This is a genomic window from Bacillus sp. FSL R9-9492, from assembly GCF_038007365.1.
In the GTDB taxonomy this organism is placed as follows: Bacteria; Bacillota; Bacilli; order Bacillales; family Bacillaceae_G; genus Bacillus_A; species Bacillus_A mycoides.
The window spans coordinates 5515945-5531112 of sequence record NZ_JBBOXC010000001.1; the positions used below are offsets into that span (position 1 = coordinate 5515945).

Genomic DNA, 15168 nt, shown 5'->3' on the forward strand with positions numbered 1-15168 from the left:
ACTAACTCACTTTCCAGTTAGTTAAACAAATTAAAATAGTGTAAGGAATATTATTTTATTCCCCTATTTTAGAACGCAATGAAATCCCTAAATCAATTATACCTAAGATTGTTACAAGAGGAAACATCATCGGAATAAACATGCAGACAATAAAACTAATAATAGGAACACCTTTCGTAAAACCTTTGCTATGCGCTATAAAAGCGATAAATGTCAGACCTTGCAGTACTAGTAGTAAAGCAAATATGACATATAAATTAGAAAATACCATATGTAAATATGATGTCGGTTCTACTTTTATAAAAGTTGATAGCAAAATAAATATAACGTAATACCAAACAATACTCTTTGGTAATTGTATATCTTTAAATTTAGGCCAAGGTATAACGTCATGCTTTAGTTTTCTCAAAACACTACCTGATATCATAACTGTAATCCAAGAAAAACATACAGAAACCATTACAAGCAAACTTGGGAATAACGTTTGTAACACATCATTAAATTGTGCAAATAATTCTTTTTGCTCTTTACTAATAGGCATACCCGCAGCAGTAACTATCTTTTCACTTTGCGCCATACTTTCATTAAACATATTTTGCATTTGCTTCATTAAATCTATGTTAAAAAACTTTATACTCGCAACATAAATGAGCATAATACCAATTAAGTACGCAAGCGTCCCCGCCATTAAAGTTTCTACCGGCTTTTTTCGTTTTTTATACATATATCCTAAAACGATACCTATCAATCCAAACATAGTTGTCTTTACTAGGTTCATCGGCTGACTGACAATAACAGTAATAAAAAGCGCCGCAGTAAAAACTATAAAGGCGTTAGATAATCTATATCTTATCGTTAGCAATATAAATGGCAATGGCAACGCAAACGTTACAACTGTACCTAAAATTGGAACATACATAGATATAAGCAATAACATTGCATATATCGCTAACAGTGCTGCACCCTCAGTAATAAATTTCGTATTCTTCATCATCTAACCTCTCTTTCAAAAAAGAAAAGCATAGCAAAATGCACAGTAGAGTCCGACTCTACTGTGCATTTCATACGCTATTATTCACCAACATATGGTAAAAGTGCCATTTGACGAGCACGTTTAATTGCAACTGTAAGTTTGCGTTGGTATTTCGCGCTTGTTCCTGTTACACGACGAGGTAAAATTTTACCGCGCTCAGAAACGAAACGTTTTAATAAATCAACATCTTTATAGTCAATGCGAGTGATGCCGTTAGATGTAAAGAAACACACCTTACGACGCTTCGCACGTCCACCTTTGCGTCCTGCCATGTCTATTCCCTCCATTCTTTGTTAAAAATAGCCGATTCACACCATTAAAATGGTAAATCGTCGTCCGAAATGTCAATCGGTTGACCAACATTCGAAAATGGATCGTCATTCTTCGTAAATCCAGAGTTACCTTGATTACCTTGGTTACCTGAATTACTAGATTGACCAAATGGGTTAGAGCTTTGGTTACCGAAACCAGCTCCTGATGGTTGCTGATTGAATGAACCACGTTGCTCCCCACCGCCATTACGCGGCTCTAAAAATTGTACGCTCTCCGCAAGAACTTCTGTTACATATACACGTTTACCATCTTGTCCATCGTAATTACGAGTTTGAAGACGTCCGTCTACGCCTGCTAAGCTACCTTTTTTCAAATAATTTGCCACGTTTTCTGCTTGTTTACGCCATATTACACAATTAATAAAGTCAGCTTCACGCTCACCTTGTTGATTCGCAAATGCGCGATTCACAGCTAACGTAAAAGTAGCTACTGCAACACCATTGGGCGTGTAACGTAAGTCAGGGTCCTTAGTTAAACGACCAACGAGGATAACACGATTCATCAATCGAACCACTCTCCCTTATATATCAATTATTTTTCTTCTTCTTTAACAACGATATGACGAAGGATATCTTCGTTGATCTTAGCTAAACGGTCGAATTCGTTAATCGCCTCTGAGTTAGAGTTCACGTTTAAGATCATGTAGAAACCTTCACGTAAGTCGTTGATTTCGTAAGCTAAACGACGCTTACCCCACTCTTTTGTGTTAATGATTTCTGCACCATTGTTTGTTAAAACACCTGCGAAACGTTCAACTAAAGCTTTTTGAGCTTCTTCTTCAACGCCAGGACGAATGATGTACATAATTTCGTACTTTCTCATTACACTTTCACCTCCTTTTGGTCTAAACGGCCCATAATGGGCAAGGAGCAATTAATTTATAGTAATTACTCACGAGTTTAGATTATATCATAGTAAGTTATATGAATCAACTCACCAATACGTAAAAAACTTGGCAAACACATAATATATTTGCCAAGTTCATATCTTTATTTTTCCTAGGAAATATTAAATTAAACGTTAAAGCGGAAGTGCATAACATCTCCGTCTTTTACGATATACTCTTTTCCTTCTAAACGTACTTTACCAGCTTCTTTTGCAGCTGTCATAGAGCCATTTGTCATTAAATCAGTATAAGAAACTGTTTCCGCACGAATAAATCCACGTTCAAAGTCCGTATGAATAACACCAGCACATTGTGGTGCTTTCATACCTTGTTTAAACGTCCATGCACGTACTTCTTGCACACCAGCTGTGAAGTAAGTAGCAAGTCCTAATAAGTCATATGCAGCACGAATTAATTGATCTAAACCAGATTCTTCAATACCTAGTTCTTCAAGGAATACTTTCTTCTCTTCCTCATCTAACTCAGCAATTTCTGATTCTATTTTTGCACATACAACAATTACTTGTGAATTTTCATTTGCTGCAAATTCTTTTACCATTTGTACATATTTATTGTCGGAAGGATCCATAATATCATCTTCACTTACGTTTGCTACATATAGCATTTCTTTCGTTGTAAGTAAATGCAGGCCTTTAACAATCTTCATTTGCTCTTCTGTAAATTCAACAGTACGAGCTGGTTTTCCCTCTTCAAAAACTTCTTTTAAACGAACTAAAATTTCATGCTCATATACAGCTTCTTTATCTTTTTGTCTTGCTAACTTCGCAACTCGTTCGATACGCTTATCAACAGATTCCAAATCCGCTAAGATTAGTTCTAAGTTAATTGTTTCAATGTCATCAATTGGATCTACTTTTCCTGAAACGTGCGTAATATTTTCATCTTCAAAACAACGAACAACTTGGCAAATTGCATCTACTTGACGAATGTGAGATAAGAATTTATTTCCTAACCCTTCACCTTTACTCGCACCTTTTACGATACCTGCAATATCAGTAAATTCAAATACAGTCGGAACAGTTTTTTTCGGTTCTACTAATTCCGTTAATTTATTTAAACGCTCATCTGGTACTTCTACAATCCCTACGTTTGGATCGATTGTACAGAATGGATAGTTCGCAGATTCTGCTCCTGCTTGTGTAATTGCATTAAATAAAGTGGACTTACCTACGTTAGGTAATCCAACAATCCCAGCCGTTAATCCCATATTTTTCACTCCTATGTCTCAATCTTTCATCATTATAGATAGTAACGAAAAAAATGACAAGTTTCCACCAAATGAAAAAAAGCAACGGCTGTCTACTGCAGCTGTTGCTTTTTCACTATTCTTCGTGCTTTACAAGTATTTTTTTCACCTTGCGATCAAACTCTCTTCGAGGAATCATTACCGAATGGTCACACCCCTCGCACTTAACGCGGATATCCATTCCCATACGAATAATCTTCCAGCGATTTTCACCACATGGATGGGCTTTCTTCATTTCCACAACATCGTACAAGTTATATTGCTTTTGCTCCATTCTCTAAATCCCTCCCACTATTAAATTGCTTTTTCACTAACTAATTCTTCGCGACTATATAAAACCATACGTGGGTATGGAATTTCAATCCCATGTAAATCAAGACGATTTTTAATCTCTTTGCGAAGAGCCCTCGCAATAACTGCATGCTGCATCGGCTCAACTTCAGCAATAACACGTAATACAACTTCAGACGCTGCCAATGTTTGAACACCTAGCAATTGAGGCGTTGTTACCATTTTCTCATATTTTTCTGGTAATTCTACTAATAAATCTTCAATAACTTGCTCCGCTCGTACTATATCACTTTCATAAGAAATAGATACATCAACAAATGCTACACTATTACTAACGGAAAAGTTCGTTACTTGTACAATACTACCATTTGGTATTATATGAATTTCACCTGTCCAGCTTTTCATCTTCGTTGTACGTAGTCCAATTTCCAAAACAGTTCCTTCAAATTGCCCTATTCTTACATAATCACCTACTGAAAATTGATCCTCTAACAAAATAAATAATCCTGTAATAACATCTTTAACTAAACTTTGTGCACCAAAACCGACTGCTAAACCAATTACCCCAGCACCGGCTAATAGACCTGATGCATTAATATCAAACACACCTAAAATCGCAATTAACATAATGAACATAACAACGTATGCCACAATATTTTCAAGCAACTTCGCTACCGTAACTGTACGACGTTCTGAAATTTGAATCGGCGAACGGCTTCCCATACGAAACGCATTTCGTACAATTGCCCTTGCAACTCGCACAACGATTGCACCAAGTATTAAAATAACGATTATTTTTAGTGACTTCACACCTATATTCGTCCAATCAATGGACTCAAACCATTTCAACGCTAAATCCATGTCCCTCTACCTCTCTAGCTAAAATTTCTTTTTAGTTATCCTTATTATTGTATCAGAACTCTCTCTGATTTCTGAAAAAAATTTATGACTTTAATTCCATTTGTTAACTTCCATTCAGGTATAAAATGAAACGAATATATATATACTAGTACTATTATTTCCATTTTCATTCACAGTTTGTAGAAAGTATGCACTTATAATTTTCCATTTCACACACCATATAACATATTGTGAAAATTTATTAAAAGGATGGGTGCTTCATGAATATTAGAAGTTTTCGCTTACCTTTTTTTGAAAAAGAAACTCAAAATGTTATGCATCATGACTTAGAAGCCTCTGAGACAATCAGTAATTTCTTACTTTCCCATATTCCCATTAAGACTAATATGCCACTCATTCTCGTTTGTATCGGAACAGACCGTTCCACCGGTGATGCACTTGGTCCATTAGTTGGTACTAAACTAGAACAAATTGAAATCAAAAACCTTCAAGTATTCGGCACACTAGACGAACCAATACATGCACTAAATCTAGAGGGAAAAATTCAGAATATACAGAAAGAAAATCCTACTTCATTTATTATTGCTGTTGATGCATGTTTAGGAAAATCTCAAAGTATCGGTTCTATAACTACCGGAAAGGGTCCCAGTAAACCTGGAGCTGCGATGAATAAGAAATTACCTGAAATTGGTGATTTGCATATTCATGGCATCGTAAATTTAAATGGTTTCATGGAGTTTTTCGTACTTCAAAATACAAGACTAAGTTTAGTTATGAAGATGGCCGATGTAATTGCACAAAGTATAAAAGAAACCGATCAAAAATTATCTGCATTAAAAAAAGCAAACCATCTATAAACAATAAGATGGTTTGCTTTTTAATTTCCCTTTGATAATAATTCTAAAATTCGATTTAAATCTTCTTTATTAAAAAATTCGATTTCGATTTTACCTTTTTCTTTTTTCGTTTCTTTAATTTTTACATCCGTACCAAACTTTTCTCTTAAAAACGTTTCACGCTCTACAAAAAATATATTTCTTTCTTTTTTCACTTGTTGTGTTTCACGTGAAACACGTTGATTAATTTCCTGGACAATTTGTTCCAATTGGCGAACATTCAGTCCTTCTTTTTCAATTCGCTTCAATAAAGATTTCAACTGTTCTTCATCTTTTATTGTAAGTAAAGTTCTTCCATGAGCCATTGAAAGTTGACCGTTTGCAATCATATCTTGAACGAATGAAGGGAGGCTTAACAAACGAGTATAATTTGCGATATAAGGCCTGCTTTTACCAAGACGTTTTGCTAATTGTTCTTGTGTTACATTTAGCTCGTTCATTAACATCTGATATGCCATTGCCTCTTCCATAGGATTTAAATCTTCTCGTTGTAAGTTTTCAAGCAAAGCAAATTCCATCATTTGCTGCTCATTTAATTGCCTTACGACAGCAGGCACTTTCTCAAGTCCGGCCTCTTTAGCAGCACGATATCTTCTTTCACCTGCAACTATTTCATATCCTTTAATACTCTTTCGAGCAATTAAAGGTTGCAATATACCGTGCTCTTTAATAGAAGCCGCTAATTCCTGAATCGCTTCTTTATTGAAATATTTACGTGGTTGATATGGATTCGGCCTTAATTCAGTTACTATAATCTCCTGAATTGTTTCTTCTTCTTTCACATCTAAATCTGGAAAAAACACGTTGATTCCTCTTCCTAATCCCTTAGCCACCTGCAATCACTTCCTCTGCTAAATCTAAATATACTTCTGCTCCTCTTGATTTAGCGTCATACTGCATAATTGGTTTTCCATGACTTGGTGCCTCACTTAAGCGAACATTACGAGGAATAATCGAACGATATACTTTATCTCTAAAGTATTTTTTCACTTCATCTATAACTTGAATTCCTAAATTTGTACGAGCATCCAACATCGTTAACAATACACCTTGAATTGCTAAATTTTCATTTAAATGCTTTTGCACAAGTCGAACTGTATTTAATAGCTGACTTAACCCTTCCAGCGCGTAATATTCACACTGTACAGGAATAATAACAGAATCTGCTGCTGTTAATGCATTAATCGTTAATAACCCTAAGGATGGGGGACAGTCAATAATAATATACTCATATTCATCACGAATCGGCTGTAACGCTCTTTGCAAGCGTACTTCCCGGGAAATGGTTGGTACCAATTCAATTTCAGCACCAGCCAATTGAATTGTAGCGGGTAGAACATCTAAGTTTTCAGTTGCGGTTTTCCGTATGGCACCTTGAACATCTGCATCTTCTACAAGAACATTATAAATACATTGATCTAATTCAGACTTTTCAATCCCTACACCAGTCGTTGCATTTCCTTGAGCATCAATATCTACGAGAAGGACTTTTTTTCCTACTTGTGCCAATCCAGCCCCTAAATTAACGGATGTTGTTGTTTTTCCAACACCGCCTTTTTGATTAGCAATAGCAATGATTTTTCCCATGATGTCACCTACTTTCAACCTTTCTTTCTTATTCTAGAAACAATTACGTTTATTGTAACATGAAATAAAAGTTTTTCTTTTACGTCCTTATTAAACTTCAAAATTTATTTCTAAACTCCTTCTTGCTTTAACAAGAAAATATAGTAAAAGAGACCTCTCCAATAGGATAAGGTCTCTAGCACGTAATTATTTTTTCTTCGGAATTTTAATCGTAATTTGATAGTATTCATCAAACTCTTCTTCCGCAGAATTAACATTCAAACCACTATTAGCAACCATTTGTAATGATTGTCTAATCGTGTTCATAGCAATTCTCGCATCTCGACTTACTGCTTTTTGCTTCGCTTTGCGCTTTGGTTTTACTTCTTCTAATAACTTTGCAATTCGTTCTTCTGTTTGCTTTACATTCAATTGCTTCTCCACAATCTCTTGTAAAACCTTCAGTTGTAATTCCTCATTCTTCAAAGGAATAAGGGCGCGAGCATGCCGTTCTGTAATACTTTTTTCTAATAATGCACTTTTGATTTCTTCAGGCAATTTTAATAATCGCAATTTATTTGCGACTGTCGATTGTCCTTTTCCAAGTCGTTGTGCCAATGCTTCTTGTGTTAAATTATGTAACTCAATCAGCTTTTGATATGCCACAGCTTCCTCAATTGCTGTTAATTCCTCACGTTGCAAATTTTCAATTAACGCTACAGAAGCTGTCTCAGTATCATTTAAATTCTTTATTATTGCAGGAACTTTTTCCCACCCTAACTTTGTTGCTGCGCGGAAACGCCTTTCCCCGGCAATAATCTCGTACTTATCATCCTCATACTGTCTCACAACAATCGGCTGGATAAGCCCATGCGTACGAATCGTTAATGCTAGCTCCTCAATACGTGCATCGTCAAAAACTGTTCGTGGTTGATAACGGTTAGGGGTAATGTTTACTATCGGAATTTCCTGTATTTCTTCATATACCTTTTTAGCTATTTCTTCATGGCTTTCGTCTTGTAATTCGAATTCGCTCTCTTTATCTCCAAAGCCAAATAAACGAGAAAACGTATTTTTCATACATATTCCACCACCTTTTAGGCCTATTGACTGTTCTACATAAAATGTTTCCTATGAAACATTTACGTTTTCATTTATATAATTTAATCTTACGTCTAATAAGATTTATTTTTCAATAGGTAATTTATTGGGCGTTCCCGGTTTGCGTGGATATTTCTTTGGTGTCTTGCGCTTTTTCTCGATTAATAAAATATTACGCTCACTTTCTTCAAACGGTAATTGGAACGTAGACATTTCTTTCAATTCTCCGCCAAGTACCTCTAAAGCATATTTGCCATTTTCGATTTCTTCGTTCGCCGCTGCACCTTTCATTGCAATGAATGTTCCCCCTACTTTTACAAGTGGTAAACATAGCTCACTTAATACAGAAAGACGTGCAACTGCACGTGCCATTACAATATCGTATGCTTCACGTACACCTTCTTTTTTTCCAAATGTTTCAGCACGATCATGACAAAATGCAACATCACTTAATTCTAACTTTTGCGCTAAGTGATTTAAGAAATTAATACGTTTTTGTAATGAATCTACAATTGTTACTTTTAAGTGCGGGAAACAGATTTTTAAAGGGATACTTGGGAATCCAGCTCCTGCTCCAACATCACAAATAGAAAATGGTTTCGAAAAATCATAATAAAAAGCCGCTGTAACAGAATCAAAAAAGTGTTTTAAGTATACTTCTTCTTTCTCCGTAATAGCCGTTAAGTTCATTTTTTCATTCCACTCTACTAATGTTTCAAAATAGATTCCGAACTGCTCTAACTGTCTAGAAGAGAGGGAAATACCCTTCTCTTCTAGCATAGATTGAAATTGTTCTATGTTCATCTAGCAATATCTCCTTACTATGTTATTGGTTCGATACTCGTGCAATTTTTCCTTGTTCAATGTAAATAAGCAAAATGGAAACATCAGCTGGATTTACGCCAGAAATACGTGAAGCTTGCCCCATTGAAAGCGGACGAACATCTTTCAATTTCTGTCTCGCTTCTGAGGCAAGGCTAGAAATCGCATCATAATCAATATCCACAGGAATTTTTTTGTTTTCCATTTTCTTCATACGTTCTACTTGCTGTAAAGATTTCTCGATATATCCTTCGTACTTGGTCTGAATTTCAACTTGTTCCGTAATTTCATCACTTAATGGTACTTCACTTGGTACTAAAAGATGAATATGCTCATATGTCACCTCTGGACGACGTAATAAGTCACTTGCACGTATTCCATCTTTCAATTCACTTCCACCAATACTACGAATTAATTCTTGAACTTCAGGACGCGGTTTAATAAAAATACTCTCTAACCGTTCCTTCTCCTGTTCAATTTGTAACTTTTTATTTGTAAATCGCTCATAGCGATCTTCTTTAATTAAGCCAATTTCACGACCAACTTCAGTTAAACGAAGGTCAGCATTATCATGGCGTAATAATAGGCGATATTCTGCACGAGACGTTAATAAACGATATGGTTCATTTGTACCTTTCGTTACAAGGTCATCAATTAAGACACCAATATAAGCATCAGCACGACCTAAAATAACTTCTTTTTTACCTAAAGAACGACACGCTGCATTAATCCCAGCCATAAGCCCTTGTCCTGCTGCTTCTTCGTAACCAGAAGTTCCGTTAATTTGTCCTGCTGTATATAAATTTTTAATTTTTTTCGTTTCAAGTGTTGGCCATAGTTGAGTTGGTACGATCGCATCATATTCAATTGCATAACCCGTACGCATCATTTCAACATTTTCCAGGCCAGGAATTGTTCTAAGCATTGCACGCTGTACATCTTCTGGTAAGCTCGTCGATAAGCCCTGTACATATACTTCTTGTGTATTACGTCCTTCTGGCTCTAAGAAAATTTGATGACGTGGTTTATCATTAAATCTTACTACCTTGTCTTCAATTGAAGGGCAATATCTAGGCCCTGTTCCTTTAATCATACCAGAATACATAGCTGAGCGATGTAAGTTTTCATCTATTAAACGATGTGTTTCTGTACTTGTATACGTTAACCAACATGGAATTTGATCCATAATAAATTTTGTCGTTTCAAAAGAGAAAGCACGTGGCTTATCATCACCTGGTTGAATTTCTGTTTTACTATAATCAATCGTATTACTGTTTACACGCGGAGGTGTACCTGTTTTAAATCTAACAAGATCAAAACCAAGTTCCTCTAAGTGTTCAGATAATGTAATAGATGGTTGCTGATTATTTGGACCACTTGAATATTTTAAATCTCCCATAATAATCTCACCACGTAAAAATGTTCCCGTTGTAATTACAACTGTTTTCGCTGTGTATTCAGCACCAGCTTGCGTAATTACCCCTTTACATACACCATCTTCAATAATTAAACGCTCTACCAGACCTTGAAACAACGTTAAGTTTGGTGTTTCTTCAATTGTTTTCTTTAATTCATGCTGGTAAGAGAATTTATCAGCTTGTGCACGAAGCGCGCGTACAGCTGGTCCTTTACCCGTATTTAACATACGCATTTGAATATGTGTTTTATCAATATTGCGTCCCATTTCTCCGCCTAATGCATCAATTTCACGAACAACAATCCCTTTTGCTGGTCCACCAACAGAAGGGTTACATGGCATGAACGCTACCATATCTAAGTTAATTGTTAACATTAATGTTTTTGAGCCCATTCGTGCTGCCGCAAGACCAGCTTCACATCCTGCATGACCTGCACCGATTACTATGACATCATATGAACCGGCATTGTATCCCATTGTTTATTCCTCCTAATAACCTCTATCTTACTAAATCATCTCTGATTAAAGTTTTACTTTATTTTCCTAAACAAAATTGAGAGAACAATTGGTCAATTAAACTTTCATGGACAGTATCACCAGTAATTTCACCAAGTATTTCCCACGCTCTTGTTAAATCAATTTGAACCATATCAATCGGAACACCATTTTCTATCGCTTCAATTGCATCATTAATTGTTCTTCCTGCTTGTGTTAATAATCCGATATGTCTCGCATTAGACACGTATGTCATATCCGCAGAATCAATTGTTCCTTCAAAGAATAAATCAGCTATCGCCTTTTCAAGCTCATCTATTCCTTGCTCCTCAATTAAAGATGTTGTAATAACACGATTTCCTACCGCTAAATCTGTAACACGTTCCATATCAATTTCTTGCGGTAAATCTGTCTTATTTACAATAACAATGAAATCTTTTCCTTGTACGGCACGGAATAGATCCTCATCTTCATTTGTTAAAGCCTCGCTATAATTCACTACAATTAACACTAAGTCTGCTTGGCTCATCATTTCCTTCGAACGCTCTACACCAATTCGTTCAACAATATCTTCCGTTTCACGAATTCCGGCTGTATCTATAAGTTTAAGTGGTACACCACGCACATTAACGTACTCTTCAATAACATCACGAGTTGTTCCTGCAATATCAGTTACAATTGCCTTTTTCTCCTGAACAAGACTATTCAATAGCGATGATTTCCCAACGTTAGGTCTACCGATAATCGCGGTAGAAATGCCTTCACGTAAAATCTTTCCTTGCTTCGATGTTTCTAATATCTTTGCAATTTCAGCACGGACATGTGTAGCTTTCTCAATTAAAATATTATGCGTCATCTCTTCCACATCATCATATTCTGGGTAATCTATATTCACCTCAATATGAGCTAATGTTTCTAATATTTCTTGACGCAGATGGCCGATTAATTTAGATAATCGTCCTTCCATTTGGTTAATCGCTACATTCATAGCACGATCTGTTTTCGCACGGATTAAGTCCATAACAGCTTCTGCTTGTGACAAATCAATACGTCCATTTAAAAAAGCACGTTTTGTAAATTCACCAGGCTCTGCCAGTCGTACTCCTTGCGCTAAAATAAGCTGTAATACTTTATTTACCGAAACAAGTCCACCATGACAGTTAATTTCTACTATATTTTCACGCGTAAAAGTCCTTGGTGCACGCATAATGGACACCATAACTTCTTCAATAACTTGATTTGTATCTAAATCGACAATATGACCATAATGAATTGTATGAGAAGAAACCTGTGTTAAATCCTTCCCTTTAAAAATACGATCGACTTTCTCAATCGCATCATCCCCACTTACTCGAACAATGGCAATTGCACCTTCCCCAAGCGCTGTGGAAATTGCGGCAATTGTATCAAATTCCATGTCCTTTCACCTCACTTGCTTATTTATCTCTATTTCAACATGAATTTTTTCCGTCACTAAATTATTAGGATACCATAACGAACCTATCTACAAAAGAATAATAACTCATTTTATTATGTCCTTATGTAAAAAACACTAAACTTATTCACAGTGGATAAGTTTAGTGTTTTTTAGTTATCCACATTTATTTTCTCCTCAAAAAAACCGGCACTCAATTGAGTAACCGGTCACTTGGAAGATATTACAACATACCGATGTGGTTCTTTTCCTTCAGAAGTTGTAATGATATTTTGATGATTAGATAATGCTTGGTGAATAATTTTTCGTTCGAAAGAAGGCATTGGTTCTAGAACAACTCTTTTTTTAGTACTCACTACTTGTTTTGCTAATCGATAGGAAAGAGATTCTAACGTATTTTTTCTTTTACTACGATAGTTTTCAGCATCCAGTGTAATACCAATATATTGCTTTGTATTACGGTTCGCAACAAGTTTTGTTAAATACTGCAAAGAATTCAACGTATTCCCTCTTTTACCAATTAAAACACCGATATTTTCACCAGAAATTGTAAATTCAACTTCGCGTCCTTTTACAATTTTTCTAATCTCAACTTCCACACCCATATTTTGAATAACATTTTTTAAATATTCTTCACATTCTTGGATTGGATCTTTTTTCAATACAACTTCTACAACAGCGGGGCGATTCCCAAATAAACCCAGGAACCCCCTCTTACCCTCATCGATAATATTTATATCTACTCGATCTTTCGAAGCATTTAATTGTCTTAAAGCATCTTGTACTGCCAGCTCGACTGTTTGTCCTTTAGCAGTAATCATACTCACTTGCTTGATCCTCCTGCCTTACTAGCCTTAATTTCAGGCCCTTTGATCATATACATTTGAGCGATACCAAAGATATTACCAACTACCCAGTACAATGATAGTGCTGCTGGGAAGTTAATTGCAAAGACTAAAATCATAATTGGCATAAGCCAAATCATCATTGCCATTTGCGGATTTTGTCCAGCCGTTCCTGCCATTGCAAGCTTTTGCTGAATAAACGTCGTAATAGCTGCAACAACTGGAAGGATATAGAACGGATCCGCCTGTCCTAAATCGAACCATAAAAATGTATGTTCACTAATTGCTGTTGTTCTCATAATCGCATGATAAAACGCGAATAAAATAGGCATCTGAACAAATATTGGTAAACATCCTGCTAATGGGTTTACACCATTCTTTTGATATAACTGCATCATTTCTTGTTGTAGTTTTTGCTGTGTTGCTTGATCTTTAGAACTATATTTCTCTTTTAATTTCACCATTTCTGGTTGTAACGCCTGCATTGCTTTCGTACTCTTCGTTTGTTTAATCATTAATGGTAATAATGCAAAACGAATGATAAGAGTTGTAACAACGATTGCTAAACCGTAATTACTACCAAATAATTCTGCAAAATACGTGATTAACTGAGAAAGCGGGTATACGAAATATTCATTCCAAATCCCAGTGCTTTTCGGTGTAATCGGTTGATTTGTTTCACTACAACCGGTAGCAATTGCCATTAGCATAATAACCATGGCTAATAAACCTATTTTCTTTTTCAAAGCCTGCTCCTCCTTGTTTCGGTATGTATATAGTGTAATTCATTTCCTTACGCTACTTTTTTATTCTTTTCATACCAGAGCGTTTAAAGACATGAATTAAGCTTTTCTTTAACTCTTCATATGTCATCTCTGCACAAGGCTTCCTTGCTATTATAACAAAATCTTTTCCAGAATCTATCTCATCTTTTAATTCTATAATCGATTGGCGAATCATACGCTTAATTCGATTACGCACTACTGCATTTCCTATTTTCTTACTAACAGAAAGACCAATGCGAAAATGCGGCTGTTTTTCTTTATCTAATTTGTATACAACAAACTGGCGATTGGCATTCGATTGTCCTTTTTGGAAAACAGCCTGGAATTCATCATTCTTTTTTATACGATTTTTTTTCTTCATATCATTTGACACTCCTGTATTTCATCAGCGGAAACTCATTATTATTAGAAAAAAAGACCACTGAACGATCAGTGGTCTACGCAGATAATACTTTTCTTCCTTTACGACGACGAGCTGCTAGCACTTTACGTCCGTTTGCTGTGCTCATACGGCTGCGGAAACCATGTACTTTGCTGCGCTTACGTTTATTTGGTTGGTAAGTTCTTTTCATTATATGACACCTCCCTGAGGAATATCTGTTAAAGACAGTCTAATAAATTATAGTAAATCAAATAGGAAAATGTCAATGGTTCTCGAAATTTTCATCAAATATTCATTTTTAACCTATTCACAAACTTTTTCACAGTACCTATATTTCCTTGTGGATAAATATATTTTCTCTTTTTTGTATCCACAAACTCTTTTTTTACTTTTACACAGTATATCGTATTGTGGACAAGTTTATTCCACAAGGTATTGATTTTGTGGATAACTTTCTTAAATTCATTGCTATAGCTGCTTTTTTTTGATATTATAGTTGTGTTTTCACTTTGAATAAGTTTTCCACACCTTTATTTTATCCACAATTTGTGTATAACATGTGGATAGTTTAAATCACATGTGAGTAAATAGTTGTCCACATGTGTTATTTTGTCGAAAACTCTATCTCGGATACTAACGACGTTTTTATATTTTAAAATACGTTTCGTATAAATATGCATTAGAAGTATTTACAGGTTGTACAATTGTTGCGCAACCTTATTCTTTTACCATCTTTGTAAAGGAGGGACACCT

At 35.5% G+C, this 15168-nt stretch carries 18 protein-coding genes; 1 reads left to right on the forward strand and 17 read right to left on the reverse strand.

Going from position 1 to position 15168, the window contains the following annotated elements; translation table 11 throughout:
* Nucleotides 1-55: 55 nt before the first annotated feature.
* The 7 genes from MKY70_RS28320 to MKY70_RS28350 form a co-directional block, all read right to left on the reverse strand.
* Entirely contained in the window at nucleotides 56-991 is a 936-nt protein-coding gene (locus tag MKY70_RS28320) for a YybS family protein (protein WP_002130187.1), read from the reverse strand.
* Nucleotides 992-1071: 80 nt separating this feature from the next.
* Complete coding sequence (rpsR, locus tag MKY70_RS28325; protein WP_000918874.1) at nucleotides 1072-1305, reverse strand: 30S ribosomal protein S18; 234 nt, start codon at nucleotides 1303-1305, stop codon at nucleotides 1072-1074.
* A gap of 44 nt (nucleotides 1306-1349) precedes the next feature.
* A complete protein-coding gene (ssb, locus tag MKY70_RS28330; RefSeq protein ID WP_000981963.1) occupies nucleotides 1350-1871 on the reverse strand; it encodes a single-stranded DNA-binding protein in 522 nt (173 codons plus the stop codon).
* Between the two features lie 26 nt (nucleotides 1872-1897).
* On the reverse strand, nucleotides 1898-2188 hold the full coding sequence (rpsF, locus tag MKY70_RS28335) for a 30S ribosomal protein S6 (protein ID WP_001233782.1): 291 nt from the start codon (nucleotides 2186-2188) through the stop codon (nucleotides 1898-1900).
* Between the two features lie 191 nt (nucleotides 2189-2379).
* Nucleotides 2380-3480, reverse strand: a complete 1101-nt coding sequence (ychF, locus tag MKY70_RS28340) for a redox-regulated ATPase YchF (RefSeq protein WP_341026343.1) — start codon at nucleotides 3478-3480, stop codon at nucleotides 2380-2382.
* Nucleotides 3481-3595: 115 nt separating this feature from the next.
* Nucleotides 3596-3793, reverse strand: coding sequence for a DUF951 domain-containing protein (locus MKY70_RS28345; RefSeq protein ID WP_000436054.1), 198 nt, complete (start codon nucleotides 3791-3793; stop codon nucleotides 3596-3598).
* A 20-nt stretch (nucleotides 3794-3813) separates the two neighbouring features.
* On the reverse strand, nucleotides 3814-4671 hold the full coding sequence (locus MKY70_RS28350) for a mechanosensitive ion channel family protein (protein ID WP_002089952.1): 858 nt from the start codon (nucleotides 4669-4671) through the stop codon (nucleotides 3814-3816).
* A 260-nt stretch (nucleotides 4672-4931) separates the two neighbouring features.
* Here MKY70_RS28350 and yyaC point away from each other — a divergent pair, with 260 nt between their 5' ends.
* The gene (yyaC, locus tag MKY70_RS28355) at nucleotides 4932-5528 is read left to right on the forward strand and encodes a spore protease YyaC (protein WP_201034579.1); all 597 of its coding nucleotides are present in this window, start codon (nucleotides 4932-4934) and stop codon (nucleotides 5526-5528) included.
* A 20-nt stretch (nucleotides 5529-5548) separates the two neighbouring features.
* Here the strand turns inward: yyaC and spo0J are convergent, their stop codons facing one another.
* From spo0J to rpmH, 10 genes are all read right to left on the reverse strand, one after another.
* The gene (gene spo0J, locus MKY70_RS28360) at nucleotides 5549-6400 is read right to left on the reverse strand and encodes a stage 0 sporulation protein Spo0J (RefSeq protein ID WP_170935246.1); all 852 of its coding nucleotides are present in this window, start codon (nucleotides 6398-6400) and stop codon (nucleotides 5549-5551) included.
* Complete coding sequence (gene soj, locus MKY70_RS28365) at nucleotides 6393-7154, reverse strand: sporulation initiation inhibitor protein Soj (RefSeq protein ID WP_341074625.1); 762 nt, start codon at nucleotides 7152-7154, stop codon at nucleotides 6393-6395. The genes spo0J and soj overlap by 8 nt, the downstream gene beginning before the upstream one ends.
* Before the next feature lie 186 nt (nucleotides 7155-7340).
* Entirely contained in the window at nucleotides 7341-8213 is an 873-nt protein-coding gene (noc, locus tag MKY70_RS28370; RefSeq protein WP_002016471.1) for a nucleoid occlusion protein, read from the reverse strand.
* 105 nt (nucleotides 8214-8318) lie between these two features.
* The gene (gene rsmG, locus MKY70_RS28375; protein WP_002016472.1) at nucleotides 8319-9038 is read right to left on the reverse strand and encodes a 16S rRNA (guanine(527)-N(7))-methyltransferase RsmG; all 720 of its coding nucleotides are present in this window, start codon (nucleotides 9036-9038) and stop codon (nucleotides 8319-8321) included.
* Nucleotides 9039-9060: 22 nt separating this feature from the next.
* A complete protein-coding gene (gene mnmG / locus MKY70_RS28380) occupies nucleotides 9061-10950 on the reverse strand; it encodes a tRNA uridine-5-carboxymethylaminomethyl(34) synthesis enzyme MnmG (RefSeq protein WP_002130192.1) in 1890 nt (629 codons plus the stop codon).
* Nucleotides 10951-11008: 58 nt separating this feature from the next.
* Complete coding sequence (mnmE, locus tag MKY70_RS28385; protein ID WP_002034990.1) at nucleotides 11009-12385, reverse strand: tRNA uridine-5-carboxymethylaminomethyl(34) synthesis GTPase MnmE; 1377 nt, start codon at nucleotides 12383-12385, stop codon at nucleotides 11009-11011.
* A 227-nt stretch (nucleotides 12386-12612) separates the two neighbouring features.
* Entirely contained in the window at nucleotides 12613-13230 is a 618-nt protein-coding gene (gene jag / locus MKY70_RS28390; RefSeq protein ID WP_002166368.1) for an RNA-binding cell elongation regulator Jag/EloR, read from the reverse strand.
* Nucleotides 13227-13994 carry a YidC family membrane integrase SpoIIIJ gene (spoIIIJ, locus tag MKY70_RS28395; protein WP_002130197.1) on the reverse strand — a complete coding sequence of 256 codons (768 nt, stop codon included), beginning with the start codon at nucleotides 13992-13994 and terminating at the stop codon, nucleotides 13227-13229. Before spoIIIJ ends, jag begins: the two co-directional genes overlap by 4 nt.
* Nucleotides 13995-14046: 52 nt before the next feature.
* Nucleotides 14047-14394, reverse strand: coding sequence for a ribonuclease P protein component (rnpA, locus tag MKY70_RS28400; protein ID WP_002089963.1), 348 nt, complete (start codon nucleotides 14392-14394; stop codon nucleotides 14047-14049).
* Nucleotides 14395-14470: 76 nt separating this feature from the next.
* Complete coding sequence (gene rpmH / locus MKY70_RS28405) at nucleotides 14471-14605, reverse strand: 50S ribosomal protein L34 (RefSeq protein ID WP_000831901.1); 135 nt, start codon at nucleotides 14603-14605, stop codon at nucleotides 14471-14473.
* Nucleotides 14606-15168 lie beyond the last annotated feature (563 nt).

Bases quoted from the DNA above. Each gene is read 5' to 3' on its own strand.
- MKY70_RS28320 (WP_002130187.1), bottom strand. From the start codon at position 991: ATGAAGAATACGAAATTTATTACTGAGGGTGCAGCACTGTTAGCGATA.
- rpsR (WP_000918874.1), bottom strand. From the start codon at position 1,305: ATGGCAGGACGCAAAGGTGGACGTGCGAAGCGTCGTAAGGTGTGTTTC.
- rpsF (WP_001233782.1), bottom strand. From the start codon at position 2,188: ATGAGAAAGTACGAAATTATGTACATCATTCGTCCTGGCGTTGAAGAA.
- ychF (WP_341026343.1), bottom strand. From the start codon at position 3,480: ATGGGATTAACGGCTGGGATTGTTGGATTACCTAACGTAGGTAAGTCC.
- MKY70_RS28345 (WP_000436054.1), bottom strand. From the start codon at position 3,793: ATGGAGCAAAAGCAATATAACTTGTACGATGTTGTGGAAATGAAGAAA.
- MKY70_RS28350 (WP_002089952.1), bottom strand. From the start codon at position 4,671: ATGGATTTAGCGTTGAAATGGTTTGAGTCCATTGATTGGACGAATATA.
- yyaC (WP_201034579.1), top strand. From the start codon at position 4,932: ATGAATATTAGAAGTTTTCGCTTACCTTTTTTTGAAAAAGAAACTCAA.
- soj (WP_341074625.1), bottom strand. From the start codon at position 7,154: ATGGGAAAAATCATTGCTATTGCTAATCAAAAAGGCGGTGTTGGAAAA.
- noc (WP_002016471.1), bottom strand. From the start codon at position 8,213: ATGAAAAATACGTTTTCTCGTTTATTTGGCTTTGGAGATAAAGAGAGC.
- rsmG (WP_002016472.1), bottom strand. From the start codon at position 9,038: ATGAACATAGAACAATTTCAATCTATGCTAGAAGAGAAGGGTATTTCC.
- mnmG (WP_002130192.1), bottom strand. From the start codon at position 10,950: ATGGGATACAATGCCGGTTCATATGATGTCATAGTAATCGGTGCAGGT.
- mnmE (WP_002034990.1), bottom strand. From the start codon at position 12,385: ATGGAATTTGATACAATTGCCGCAATTTCCACAGCGCTTGGGGAAGGT.
- rnpA (WP_002089963.1), bottom strand. From the start codon at position 14,394: ATGAAGAAAAAAAATCGTATAAAAAAGAATGATGAATTCCAGGCTGTT.
- rpmH (WP_000831901.1), bottom strand. From the start codon at position 14,605: ATGAAAAGAACTTACCAACCAAATAAACGTAAGCGCAGCAAAGTACAT.